Origin of the sequence: Agrobacterium sp. CNPSo 2736 (assembly GCF_004005385.1) — a bacterium.
GTDB lineage: Bacteria > Pseudomonadota > Alphaproteobacteria > Rhizobiales > Rhizobiaceae > Agrobacterium > Agrobacterium leguminum.
Genome location: NZ_RZTX01000001.1, coordinates 410732 through 423669, shown reverse-complemented (window position 1 = coordinate 423669; position 12938 = coordinate 410732). Strand labels below are relative to the sequence as shown.

At 61.2% G+C, this 12938-nt stretch carries 12 protein-coding genes; 7 read left to right on the top strand and 5 right to left on the bottom strand.

The genetic code is table 11. From position 1 onward, the window contains the following. Positions 1 to 85: 85 nt before the first annotated feature. A complete protein-coding gene (locus tag EM858_RS01945; RefSeq protein ID WP_003523331.1) occupies positions 86 to 967 on the top strand; it encodes a 3-hydroxybutyryl-CoA dehydrogenase in 882 nt (293 codons plus the stop codon). An 18-nt stretch (positions 968 to 985) separates the two neighbouring features. Here EM858_RS01945 and EM858_RS01940 read toward each other — a convergent pair whose 3' ends face one another. After that, positions 986 to 2233: an MgtC/SapB family protein gene (locus EM858_RS01940; protein WP_127755626.1), complete on the bottom strand. Its 1248-nt coding sequence runs from the start codon at positions 2231 to 2233 to the stop codon at positions 986 to 988. Between the two features lie 138 nt (positions 2234 to 2371). Next, positions 2372 to 3040, bottom strand: coding sequence for a TlpA disulfide reductase family protein (locus EM858_RS01935; protein ID WP_080819340.1), 669 nt, complete (start codon positions 3038 to 3040; stop codon positions 2372 to 2374). 24 nt (positions 3041 to 3064) lie between these two features. Between EM858_RS01935 and argH the strand changes: the two genes are divergently transcribed. From argH to EM858_RS01915, 4 genes are all read left to right on the top strand, one after another. Then, on the top strand, positions 3065 to 4465 hold the full coding sequence (gene argH / locus EM858_RS01930) for an argininosuccinate lyase (protein WP_127755625.1): 1401 nt from the start codon (positions 3065 to 3067) through the stop codon (positions 4463 to 4465). A gap of 94 nt (positions 4466 to 4559) precedes the next feature. After that, positions 4560 to 4763, top strand: a complete 204-nt coding sequence (locus EM858_RS01925; protein WP_020809890.1) for a lipoprotein — start codon at positions 4560 to 4562, stop codon at positions 4761 to 4763. 13 nt (positions 4764 to 4776) lie between these two features. Continuing rightward, a complete protein-coding gene (gene lysA / locus EM858_RS01920) occupies positions 4777 to 6045 on the top strand; it encodes a diaminopimelate decarboxylase (RefSeq protein ID WP_127755623.1) in 1269 nt (422 codons plus the stop codon). A gap of 178 nt (positions 6046 to 6223) precedes the next feature. After that, positions 6224 to 8917, top strand: coding sequence for a TIGR02302 family protein (locus EM858_RS01915; protein WP_127755622.1), 2694 nt, complete (start codon positions 6224 to 6226; stop codon positions 8915 to 8917). Positions 8918 to 9173: 256 nt separating this feature from the next. On the opposite strand, the gene EM858_RS01910 is transcribed toward EM858_RS01915, so the two are convergent. The 3 genes from EM858_RS01910 to EM858_RS01900 form a co-directional block, all read right to left on the bottom strand. Then, positions 9174 to 9533 (bottom strand): response regulator, encoded by a 360-nt coding sequence (locus EM858_RS01910; protein WP_003497441.1) that lies wholly within the window; start codon positions 9531 to 9533, stop codon positions 9174 to 9176. A 142-nt stretch (positions 9534 to 9675) separates the two neighbouring features. Next, a complete protein-coding gene (hpt, locus tag EM858_RS01905) occupies positions 9676 to 10218 on the bottom strand; it encodes a hypoxanthine phosphoribosyltransferase (protein WP_077985217.1) in 543 nt (180 codons plus the stop codon). A 70-nt stretch (positions 10219 to 10288) separates the two neighbouring features. Continuing rightward, positions 10289 to 10960: a hypothetical protein gene (locus tag EM858_RS01900; protein WP_080819345.1), complete on the bottom strand. Its 672-nt coding sequence runs from the start codon at positions 10958 to 10960 to the stop codon at positions 10289 to 10291. A gap of 201 nt (positions 10961 to 11161) precedes the next feature. Between EM858_RS01900 and ftsE the strand changes: the two genes are divergently transcribed. Both ftsE and EM858_RS01890 read left to right on the top strand, forming a co-directional pair. Further along, entirely contained in the window at positions 11162 to 11821 is a 660-nt protein-coding gene (gene ftsE, locus EM858_RS01895) for a cell division ATP-binding protein FtsE (protein ID WP_003497447.1), read from the top strand. Further along, the gene (locus tag EM858_RS01890) at positions 11814 to 12821 is read left to right on the top strand and encodes an ABC transporter permease (protein ID WP_020808964.1); all 1008 of its coding nucleotides are present in this window, start codon (positions 11814 to 11816) and stop codon (positions 12819 to 12821) included. Before ftsE ends, EM858_RS01890 begins: the two co-directional genes overlap by 8 nt. Positions 12822 to 12938: the final 117 nt, after the last annotated feature.

The following is a 12938-nucleotide window of genomic DNA, read 5'->3' as shown; positions in this document are numbered from 1 at the left end:
TAAACGCGCCGCCTTCTCTTTTTCGGCGATATGCGTAACATCGCCGGCAATAACGCAGACAAAATCCCTGAGAGGAGACCAGCCTATGACCGCCCCCTTTAAGAACATCGGTGTCATTGGAGCCGGTCAAATGGGATGCGGCATTGCGCATGTCTCCGCCATCGCCGGCTACAAGGTCCATATCTACGATCTTTCCAAGGAGGGCATCGAGGCCGGTCTTGCCACGATCAACGGCAATCTCGCCCGCCAGGTCACCAACGGCAAGCTTTCCGACGACGCCCGCAAGCAGGCGCTGGCGCTGATCAGCGGTTCGACCGACATCAACGATCTGGCGGCCATGGACCTCGTCATCGAGGCCGCAACGGAAAACGAGGAGATCAAGCGCAAGATTTATGCGCAGGTCTGCCCGATCCTGAAGCCCGAGGCGCTGCTCGCTACCAATACGTCGTCGCTCTCCATCACCCGGCTTGCATCCGCCACCGACCGTCCCGAACAGTTCATGGGCATCCATTTCATGAATCCGGTGCCGGTCATGAAGCTGGTGGAACTGGTGCGCGGCATCGCCACCAATGAAAAGACCTTCGACGCGGCGAAGGATTATGTGCGGACGCTGGAAAAGGCGATCACCGTTGCCGAGGATTTCCCGGCCTTCATCGTCAACCGCATCCTGCTGCCGATGATCAACGAGGCGATCTATACGCTTTATGAAGGCGTCGGCTCGGTGGAAGCCATCGACACCGCCATGCGGCTCGGCGCCAACCACCCGATGGGACCGCTGCAGCTTGCCGATTTCATCGGTCTCGACACCTGTTTGTCGATCATGCAGGTGCTGCATGACGGCCTCTCCGACAGCAAGTATCGCCCCTGCCCGCTGCTGGTCAAATATGTCGAGGCCGGCTGGCTCGGCCGCAAATCCGGCCGCGGATTCTACGACTATCGCGGAGAAACGCCGGTTCCGACGCGCTGATCCCCTTCACCTGAACCCTCAGGCAACGAGCAGGTAAATGATCGCTCCGACGCCGGCGGCGACGACGGATGCAGCCGTGAGCAACCCGCAATAAACGAGCGTTCCGGAAACGGCGGCGACGAATACGCGCCCTACCGCGTTGGCGGCGAGTGCAGCGAGGATCGCGCTCGCCACGATATCCGGCGACAGATTCTGTGCGCTGGTTCGCAACGCACTGAGAACGGCGACGTCGGCATCGAATATGGCCGACAAGGCCGTGAGGGCGATGAAGCCGCCCGTGCCGATCCAGACGAGAAGAACGGCATTCAGCGTTCTCGTCGCGGCAAAGAGGGCGGCGAAAATGGCAAGCGGCACCAGTTCGAACGGGTTCTTTGCGTCGATTTCCTGTCCGGACTGCGTGTCCTGCAGCCTTATCAGGCCAGCGCCGCTCAACCCGAGAACAAGTGCAGCGGCCAGTACTGCCGGTGCGATAAGGGAAAATGTCGTCAGCGAAAGGGCAAGAACGATAACGAGGACCCGGAGCAGCGATACGGCCGCGGCCAGCGCCGCTACACCGGCGAGAGGCCACACGTTTTCACCGCTTTTCGCCTTCTGCCCAAAGCTGGCGGTTACGGCGGTCGATGAAACGAGGGCTCCCGCCAGCCCGGTCACCAGCAGGCCACGGGTTGAGCCGAGGAGGCGCACGGCAATATAACCGCAATAGGAAATCGTGGCGCTGAGCACGGTGAACAGCCATATTTCCCAAGGGTTGAAGCCACCCCACGGATCGATTGTCCGGTTCGGAAGGATCGACAGACCGACGGCGGTCATCACCGCAAGCACCAGCGCGGAGCGCAGTTCGATCCATGTCAGCCGTTTCAGCAGGCGGTGGAGGACTTCCCTGCCAGCGAGCAATGCCGCAAGGGCAGCACCACCAGCCGCCGCCGCCTGATATTGCGCCGTTACCGCAAGCCCGCCGAGGGCAAAGACGCAGAGCGCCGCCACCACGCCAGTGACACTGAAATCATTGTCGTGGCGCGCCTCGCGCAGCTTGAACCATGAAAAACTGAATGCGAAACCCAGAAAACCGGCCGCGAAGGCGAAGGCACCGTTCTGCTCGGCGGCCAATATGCCGAAGACGCCACCCAGCAGACCGGCAATGCCATAGGTCCTGATCCCGGCGGTACGGCTGCCCGCCGGCGCATCGCGTTCCCGCCAGCCGCGCTCAAGACCGACAAGCAGGCCGATGGCGAGGGCAAGACCAAGCCGGGGAATAAGCAACTCCATATCGGCACCCCTTCATGGCGGAAGCGAGGATCATTATACGAGGCGGGCACGGGCTTGTCTGTACATGCCCGTCCGCTGGAAAGGCCCCGCTTTGAAGGCGGTTGCGGGCCCACAGCCCTCAATATCCAGCCGCCGGCATCATTTTCCAGTCGCGGCTGTCACCAGCGCCTTGGCATCCTCGCTGTCCCACGCCGCCGGGCCGTTCATGGCCGCAAGCAGGCAGCCGTTTTCATCCAGCAGCAGGGTTGCCGGCAGGCCGAAAGCGAGACCTTCCTTTTTCAGAACGTTGAAGACGCCCATGGAACTGTCGCGGTAGTGCTTCAGGGCATCGATCTTGTATTCATCCATGAAGGCTTTCGGTTTTTCATCCGCGCCGGTATCGATATTGACGGCCACGACCTCGAAAGCGTTACCGCCCTTTTCCTTTTCAAGCGCGTTCAGCGCCGGCATCTCTTCGCGACAGGGTACGCACCATGTGGCCCAGAGGTTGAGAAGAACCGCCTTGCCCTTGAGATCGGCAAGCGTCATGTCCTGCGCCTGCGGCCCCTTGAAGGAGAGAGGAATGATACGCGGCGTGTCCGTGGCCGACATGGCCGCCACCTGCCCCTTCAGAAACGGCTTCAGCGAGGCGATGCGGTTCGCCGCCCCCTCACATAAACCGGCGTCAGTCACCGCTGCCCCTTGAACCGGGCTCTCAGACCCAATATGCCTGAACCAGACCGCGCCCGCGCCGCTTAAGACACCGGCAACGGCAGCAATTGCAACCAACTTGGCGGAAGGAAGCCTGAACGGCCTTTTTTCTGTCATCGAATACTCCAGGGCACTGCGAACATGGCTGACGGCACAGATCAGAAATCCTCCAACCAGATGTGGGGCGGGCGTTTCGCTTCCGGGCCATCTGCGATCATGGAAGAGATAAATGCCTCCATCGGCTTCGACAAGAAGCTTTACGCCCAGGATATCCGCGGCTCTATGGCGCATGCCGCCATGCTGGCGGAAAAAGGCATTATTTCGCAGGAAGATAAAGACAAGATCACTCACGGCCTGAACACGATCCTGTCAGAGATCAAAGCCGGCAGCTTCGAATTCTCGCGCAAGCTCGAAGACATTCACATGAACATCGAGGCGCGGCTTGCAACGCTGATCGGCCCCGCCGCTGGTCGCCTGCACACCGCCCGCTCGCGCAACGACCAGGTGGCGCTTGATTTCCGCCTGTGGGTCAAGGAAGAACTGCAGAAGACCGAGGGTATGCTGACCGCCCTCATCGCCGCCTTCCTCGATCGCGCCGAAGAAAATGCCGACACGGTGATGCCGGGCTTCACCCATCTGCAAACCGCCCAGCCCGTCACCTTCGGCCATCATTGCATGGCCTATGTGGAAATGTTCGGCCGTGACCGCGCCCGCGTGCGCCACGCCATCGAACATATGGACGAAAGCCCGATCGGCGCGGCTGCCCTTGCCGGCACCGGTTATCCCATCGACCGTCATATGACGGCCAAGGCGCTCGGTTTCCGCGAGCCTACCCGCAATTCCATCGACACCGTCTCCGACCGCGATTTCGCGCTGGAATTCCTGTCGATCGCCTCAATCTGCGCCACGCATCTGTCGCGCCTCGCCGAAGAAATCGTCATCTGGTCGACGCCGCAATTCGGCTTCATCCGCCTGTCGGATGCCTTCTCCACCGGCTCCTCGATCATGCCGCAGAAGAAGAACCCCGACGCCGCCGAACTGGTACGCGCCAAGACCGGCCGCATCAACGGCTCGCTGATCGCCCTCCTGACGGTCATGAAGGGCCTGCCGCTCGCCTATTCCAAGGACATGCAGGAAGACAAGGAACAGGTTTTCGACGCCGCCGAGAGCCTGGAACTGGCGATTGCCGCCATGACCGGCATGATCCGCGACCTTGAAGTGCGCAAGGACCGCATGCGCGCCGCCGCCGGTTCGGGCTATTCCACCGCCACCGATCTTGCCGACTGGCTGGTGCGCGAAGCGGGCCTGCCCTTCCGTGATGCCCACCATGTGACCGGCAATGCCGTGGCGCTGGCGGAAAAGAAGGGCTGCGATCTCGCCGATCTTTCGCTTGAGGAATTGCAGGCCATCCACCCCGGCATCACCAAGGGTGTTTTCGACGTTCTGTCCGTCGAGGCATCGGTCGCCAGCCGCGTGAGCTTCGGCGGCACGGCCCCTTCGGAAGTGAAGAAGCAGATCGCCTGGTGGCGCGGACGCAACTGATAAAATCGCGTTACGCTGCGATCACAAGAAACAGGGTGCACAAGCGCCCTGTTTTTCGTTATCAGAGAGGCACATATTTCCTTTGGACAGGCTCATGCTTTCAAAAACCGCGCGTAAACTCATCGTTCCCATCGGCATGACGCTCGCCGTCAGCCTTGCTCTCAGCGCCTGCGGGCGTAAGGGCGACATCGACCCGCCGAGCACGCCGGTCGAAATGCGCAACAAGCGCAATGCCGACGGAACGGAGACGAAGCCGGCGACAGCGGAACGGCCGTTCATTCTCGACAAGCTTCTCTGACGGATAAAAGCCTGTGAACCATTTTGGCTATATCGACGGCGTGCTGCACGCCGAAAACGTGCCCGTGCCTGAGATCGCCAAGGCGGTCGGTACGCCATTCTACGTCTATTCAACTGCGACGCTGGAGCGCCACTACAAGGTGTTTTCCAGCGCCTTTGCCGATGTGGACGCCATGGTCTGTTACGCCATGAAGGCCAATTCCAACCAGGCCGTTTTGAAGACGCTGGCAAAGCTCGGCGCCGGCATCGACGTCGTCTCGGGCGGCGAATTGCGCCGTGCACTCGCAGCCGGCGTTCCGGCAAGCCGCATCATGTTTTCCGGCGTCGGCAAGACGGTGGCGGAAATGGATTATGCGCTGGAAGCCGGCATCTACTGTTTCAACATCGAATCCGAGCCGGAACTGGAAGTCCTCAACCTGCGCGCCATGAAAGCGGGCAAGCGGGCGCATGTCTCCTTCCGCATCAATCCGGATGTGGATGCGCGCACCCACGCCAAGATTTCCACCGGCAAGAAAGAGAACAAGTTCGGCATTTCCTATGAACGGGCGCGGGCGGTCTATGCCCATGCCGCCACCCTGCCCGGCATCGAAGTCACCGGCATCGACATGCATATCGGCAGCCAGATCACCGAATTGCAGCCTTTCGAGGATGCCTTCCGGCTGCTGCGCGAACTTGTCGAGGCGCTGCGCACCGACGGCCACACGATCAGCCACGTCGATATTGGCGGCGGTCTCGGCATTCCCTATCGCGATGACAATAATCCGCCGCCGCTGCCGGATGCCTATGCCCATATCGTCAAGAACGAGCTGAAGAGCCTCAACTGCAAGATCGTGACCGAGCCGGGCCGCCTGATCGTCGGCAATGCCGGCATTCTGGTGACGGAAGTGATCTATGTGAAGGACGGCGGCGAAAAGACCTTCGTGATCGTCGACGGCGCGATGAACGACCTCATCCGCCCGACGCTTTATGAGGCCTATCACGGCATCCGCCCTGTGGTGCAGCCGGCAGAGAATACGCCGCGCATCAAGGCCGATATCGTCGGCCCGGTTTGCGAGACCGGCGATTATCTGGCGCTGGACCGGGAGATGGCCGCACCACAGCCGGGCGATCTGATCGCCGTCAGTTCCGCAGGTGCTTATGGCGCGGTGCAGGCCGGCACCTACAACTCGCGCCTGCTGGTGCCGGAAGTGCTGGTGAAGGATGACCAGTTCCACGTCATCCGTCCGCGCGGCACCTATGAAGAGCTGATCGCGCTCGATTCCGTGCCCGCCTGGCTCGATTGATCTCGCTTGCAGCACCGGTTCGCCGATCACAATCAAGCGAAGCTGCCTAAAAAATGGGGGTGAGGGCCTGGGCGCCCTCGTCTTCGCCACAAAGAATGTTATCCTTGCTCCCGTGATATAAACAGCGCGCCGTTCCGGGAATGGCGTTCGACGTGGCCAGAACCGGGAGAACGGATTGATGACCACAGCCGGAGAGGACAGGACAGGCAGAAAGCGCCCGACCGGCGCATTCGCGCAGCGGCCGGACCTTGCCCGCCGGGTTGCCGCCAAGCGCTTCTTCGCGAAAATCGTCCTGCTTTCGGAAAAAATTGCGCCGAAAACGCTCTGGCCGCTCTCCATCGCCGCCGTGTTTCTGGCGCTTGGCTGGTTCGGCCTCTACCGGCAGATGCCGGATTTCCTGCGGCTCGGCGTTGTCTTCGTGCTCGTCTTCTCCTTCATCGCCACTCTCCTGCCAATCCTGCGGCTAAAATGGCCGACGGACCACGATGCATCCCGCCTGCTTGAAGACCGCAACGGTCTCGCACACCAGCCGGTTGGCGTGCAGGAGGACGAACCGGCCTTCGATACGCCCTTTTCCCGAACGCTGTGGAAAGAACACCAGATCCGCATGGCGGAGCGCATCGCCGCACTGAATGCCGGCCTGCCGAAACCCGATATCGCCCGTTATGACCGCCTGGCGTTGCGCGCCGTTCCCGCCCTTCTTCTGGCAGCCGCCTTCGGTTTTTCCTATTCCAACGGCGCGGGCACGATTGCCGATGCCTTCCGCAGCCAGCCGGCCGTCGGTCCGCTCAATCCCGATATCCGTCTCGATGCCTGGGTCACGCCGCCATCCTATACCGGCCGCGCACCGATTTTCCTGACCGGACGCGATGCAACCAACCGCGATACGGTTTCCGTGCCGCAATCCTCCAGGCTGACGATCCGCATGACCGGCGGCGATGGCGGCGAGGAGGTGACGTTCGAACCGGAAATGGCAGGCGCGCTGCAAAAGCTTTCGCCGGAAGCGGCGCGTGCCGATAGCGCAAGCGGCGATATCGCCGTTCAAGCGCCGGTTGGTTCGGCGGATCAGCCCGTCGCGCCGCGCACCTTCGCCATGGATGTTACCGAAAGCGGCATGATTACCGCGAATGGCGAACAATGGGTGTTCAACGTCATCCCCGACCAGCCGCCCAGCATCGCCTTCGACAACATGCCGCGACGCGCCGTCAATGGCGCGCTGGAAATAGGCTTTACCGCCAAGGACGATTATGGGCTGAAGGAAGCCCATGCCATCATCGAGCCGATTGGCGTTGCGGAAGGTGCGACCGCGCTTTATCCGCCACCGGAATTCAAGCTCGATCTGCCGCGGCAGAACAATCGCGAGATCAAGGGCCTGACCAGCCGCAACCTGACCGAACATCCGATGGCGGGAAAACGCGTGCGCATCACGCTTGTGGCGACTGACGGCGCTGGCCAGACCGGCCGCAGCCCCGCGCATGAAATGGTGCTGCCAGGCCGCAATTTCTCCGAACCGCTCGCAGCCTCCATTGCCGAGCAGCGGCAGATATTCTCGCTCGATACGCGCCAGATGCCGAAGGCGATTGCCTATAACGAGGCGGTGGGCCTGCGCCCGGAAGAGACCATTCCCAACACGACGCATTATCTCCTGCTGCAATCGGCGCAGACCCGCATGCGCCTCGCCTATAATGAGGAAATGCTGAAGGACACGGCCGATTACCTCTGGGAGATCGCGCTCGGCATCGAGGACGGCGATCTTTCGCAGGCCGAAAGACGCCTGCGCGATGCACAGACTGCGCTTTCCGACGCGCTTCAGCGCAATGCGTCCGACGAGGAAATCGCCAAGCTGATGCAGGAACTGCGCGAGGCCATGCAGCAGTTCATGAGCGAGCTTGCGCAGCGCATGCAGAATGCGCCGCAGGCCAACATGAACAGCCAAGCACAGAACGTATTGCGCCAGCGCGATCTGGAAAACATGATGAACCAGATCGAGAACCTCGCCCGTTCCGGCAATCGCGACGCGGCGCAGGAAATGCTCTCGCAGCTGCAGCGCATGATGAACAATCTGCAGGCGGGCCGCCCGCAGCGTCAGGGCCAGCAGGGACAGCAGCAAAGCAGCAAGATGCGCCAGCAGATCGACAAGCTGGGCGAAATCCTGCAGCAGCAACAAAAGCTCATGGACGAGACCTTCAAGCTGGATCAGGCGCTGCGCGACCGCATGCAGCGCGGCGACCCGCAGCAGGGCGGCGAAAACGAAGACCAGCAGATGGGCGAAAACGGCCAGCCGCCGCAAGAGGGGCAGCAGGGTCAACAGGGCGAAAATGGCCAGCAGGGCGGGCAGCCGAGCGACCAGATGACCGCCGAACAATTGCGCGAGGCGCTGAAAAACCTGCGGGCGCAGCAGGATGCGCTCGGCAAGCAGCTCGGCGAATTGCAACAGGGCCTTCGCGATCTCGGCATGGAACCGGGCGAAAACTTCGGCAAGGCGCAGCAGGAAATGCAAGGCGCCGGCGAGGCGCTGGGCAAGGGCCAGGGCGAGCAGGCTGTCGAAGGTCAGGGCAATGCGCTGAATGCGCTGCGCCAGGGCGCGCAGGACATGATGGGCCAGATCATGCAGGCCATGCGCCAGCAGGGCCAACAGCCGGGACAGGGTCAGGAAGGCATGGCGGGCCAGGGCGGTCAGAACGGCCGTGATCCGCTTGGCCGTCCGCGCAGCACCACCGGGCCGGATTTCGGCGATCAGGTGAAGGTGCCGGATGAAATCGACGTGCAGCGCGCCCGCGAAATCCTCGAGGCGATCCGCGAAAAGCTCGGCAACAATCCGCCCGGTGAAATCGAGCGGCGGTATCTGGAGCGGTTGCTGGATATACAGTGAGGGTTCGCACAGGTAATGGTGCGCCTCGTTACATCCTGTTTCAGAAGCTAAAGTTTCCGTCATGCCGGACTTGATCCGGCATCCAACAGACGCGCGTCTGCGCGGCGGAAAGAGTTCTTTCAGACCAAGGACTTGGGCTGGCTGGATTCCGGCTCAAGGCCGGAATGACGGAGGTAGGGAACTGCGCTGAGCCAGGGGGCTGACCAACAAAAAAGCGGCCCGACGGCCGCCCTTTAAATCTCTGCGCCCTTACCACTCAGGCCGCAAGCGCCCGCGCCACAGCCTTGCGGATATCCGGAAGCGCAAAGGGTTTGGAAACCACATCAACGATCTTCTCCGCAAGATCGTCAGCCCGTTCGCGCTGTTCGGCATAACCCGTCATCAGCAAAATGCGCATCGCCGGGAAGCGTTCGGCGGCGCGGTGCGCCAGCTCGATGCCATCCATGACCGGCATGCGGATATCCGAGAGAAGAAGATCGAAACTGGTTTCCTGAAGCTTTTCCAGCCCCTGCTCGCCATCCGCCGCCTCATGGGTCTCGTGACCGTCGAGACGCAGCGCGCGAGCGACGAAAGCCCGCAATGCATCCTCGTCTTCGGTAATCAGAATCTTCGCCATTACTCATTGCTCCTGGGCATCATTTCCAGCCGTGAGCAACATCGCAGGCTCCTCTTTTCAAGAGGTAAACACCCAGCCCTTCGCTGGGTGAATGGTTAACGAGGCGTCTCCGCGCTGTGCCGTTCCGGCACGGCAAAAGTGCTCAGGCGTCGCCGGTCACGACGCCGACAAAGGGCAGCTCGCGGAAGGCATAAGCGACATCCATGCCGTAACCCACGACGAAATAATCCGGACATTCGAAACCGACATAATCGGCCTCCAGATCTTCCTTGCGCTTGACCTTCTTGTCCAGCAGCACGGCGATGGTGACGTTGCGGGCGCCACGCTCGTAGAGCAGTTCCTTGGCGAAACGCAGCGTGCGGCCGGATTCGAGAATATCATCGATCAAGAGGACATCGCGGTCCTTCACGTCGCTGTCGATATCCTTGACGATCCTGACGCCTTGGGAAACCGTGCCGGCGCCATAGCTCGACAGCGTGATGAACTCGACTTCAGGGGCAAGACCGCTATCATGCAGCGCGCGGATAAGATCGGCTGCGAAAATGAACGATCCCTTGAGCACGGCAATGACCAGCAAATCCTTGGTCGGGCCGCTGGCGATGTGCTTGGCCATATCGCGATTGCGCTCGGCGATCTGCTCGGCGCTATAAAGCGGCTCGATATTTTTTCCACGGACGACGGGCATTCTTTCTCCTGTGCTGCGCCTTGTCGATTTTACCTTTCAGTAAAAATACGAAGACCACGCGTTAGCACAGTCAGCGTTCGGACGCACCCGCCTCAACGAAGGAAAGCTTGATCTCAGGCGTTTTTCCACCGGGATGGCGCAACTTTGCAGAAAAACCGTGGCTGAAACCGGGCTGCATCTCTTTCACCGGCGGTTCGATGACCATGCTGGCCACCAGCTGTCCCTTGGCGGCGAAGAGATCGGCGCGGAGAGCCGGCACCTCTTCAAGATTGCCGCCATTGTTTTCGACGATGCCATTGATGAGCAGAGTATCCATGCCGTCCGCCTCCATCGGGGTCACGGTGACATGGGAAATGGCGAGCGGGTTCACCGAAGCGGCAACAGCCGGCTTTTCCGGCACGACCACCGAAAGACCGCCCGAGCAGACGAAGACGAAAATCGCGAGCCCCGCCACCAGCGCCGAATAGGCATCAGCCGAAAGACGGGACAATCTGCGGTCCAGCCAGCCGATGAATGCGAGGCCGAGCACACCGATGGTGACGGGTGGTTTTGCCGCCTGCCGGCGCGCAGCACCACGATTGTCGTTTCCGGGTTGCCGCGCACGGTTTTCCTTGATGGTGACAAATTCCGCGTCTACCACATCACGGTCGGGATTTGCCGCCCGCGCCGTGCGGCGCACCGGCGTTTCCGGCATCAAGAGGTCGAAATCGAATGCCGCTTGCCGGCGAGATGAACGGAACATAGCCATAGAATTCCTTGGGTGAGGTTTTCCGGCCCGCAAAACTGGGCATTGCAACGAATCCTGCCAAGTTTTAAATTTAATTGGTTAATGCTTCGCAAAAACGGCTCGCACAGGCTGCCGGATCCGGGTTAAACCCCGACATCCGAACCCCACGCGCCAGCGGCTTGCGAACCACCACGAAACGAAGAGACTGGAAGTCCGTTGATCCATTTCGAAAATGTCGGGTTGCGTTACGGCATGGGACCCGAGATCCTGAGGGACATGACCTTCGATATCCCCAAAGGTTCGTTCCAGTTTCTGACCGGCCCGTCGGGTGCCGGCAAGACGACGCTGCTCCGCCTGCTTTTGATGTCGCTGCAGCCGACGCGCGGCAATATCCGCATGTTCAACCGCGATGTATCGCGTATTCCGCGCAGCGAGTTGCCTATGCTGCGCCGCCGCGTTGGTATCGTGTTTCAGGATTTCCGGCTGCTCGATCACCTGACGACCTATGAAAACGTCGCCCTGCCGCTGCGCGTGCGCGGCAAGGAAGAGAGCGCCTATCGCAACGATGTGATCGAGCTTCTGAAGTGGGTGGGGCTCGGCGAGCGCATCAATGTGCTGCCGGCCATTCTTTCCGGCGGGGAAAAGCAGCGCGCCGCCATTGCCCGCGCGCTGATGGACCAACCCGAAATCCTGCTTGCCGACGAGCCGACCGGCAACGTCGATCCGCCGATGGCCAAGCGCCTTCTCAACCTTTTTCTGGAACTCAACCGGCTGGGCACGGCCGTCGTCATCGCCACCCATGATTTCGGCCTGATGGACCAGATCGATGCGCGCCGGATGATCCTGACCGAAGGGCGGCTCGACATCTATGAATGAGATCAACCGCAAACAATTGAAGCCGGAAGCGGCGCAGCCGAAGCGCCCGCCCATGCGCATCCGCCCGATGGCGCCCATTCTGCCGCCCTCCAATATTCAGGGCAATGCGCTGATGGTGGTCATCGCCATCATGGCCTTTCTCGCCTGCCTGACACTCGGCGCCGTCTCCATGGTGCGCGCCACCGCCGCCACCTGGCAGAGCCAGATTTCCCGTGAGATCACCATCCAGATCAAGCCCGAGGACGGGCTGGACATGGATGCGGCGCTCTCCAAGGCGCGCAACCTGGCGCTCACCTTCGTCGGCACGCGGGATGGCACCATCCTCGACGATGCGGCGACATCGCGCCTGCTGGAGCCGTGGCTCGGCAGCGGTCTCGATCTTTCCGAATTGCCGGTGCCGCGTCTCGTCGTCATCACCATCGATGAAAACAATCCGCCCGATTTCCAGGCGATGCGGGACATGCTGAAGGCCGAGATTCCGCAGGCATTTCTGGACGACCACCGCACCTGGGTCGACAGGCTGGTCTCCATGGCCAGAACCACTGTCATGATCGGCGTCGGCGTTCTTATCCTCGTCTTCACCGCCATGGTGCTGACGGTGGTGTTTGCGACGCGCGGCGCGCTTTCCGGCAACCGGCATATCGTCGAGGTTCTGCATTTCGTCGGCGCGGAAAGCAGCTTCGTGGCGCGCGAATTCCAGAAACACTTCCTGAAAATCAGCCTCAAGGGGGCGGCGGCGGGCAGCGCACTGGCCGCGGCGGTTTTCCTCGTCGCCGGTTTCTGGCAATCGAGCACGGTCGCCACCCCGCAGAGCGATCAGGCGAGCGCGCTTTTCGGCTCATTTTCGGTCGGTCTCGGCGGCTATTTCGGCATTGCCATGACGATGATCATCATCGCGCTTTTGACCACCATTACGGCGCGTGTGACCGTCATCCGCACCATCGACGATATCGACCGCGTCCGCTCCGATCCATCGAAAAGCGACGGCCTTGCATCGTGAGAACACCCCCGGAATCCTGCGATAAAACTGAAACCGTCACAAGCCGGATGTAACCTGCAGACGGTGGACAAAAATGCCTGTTCCTTGCCTTAATCGGCGAGTATTCAGGAGGAATGT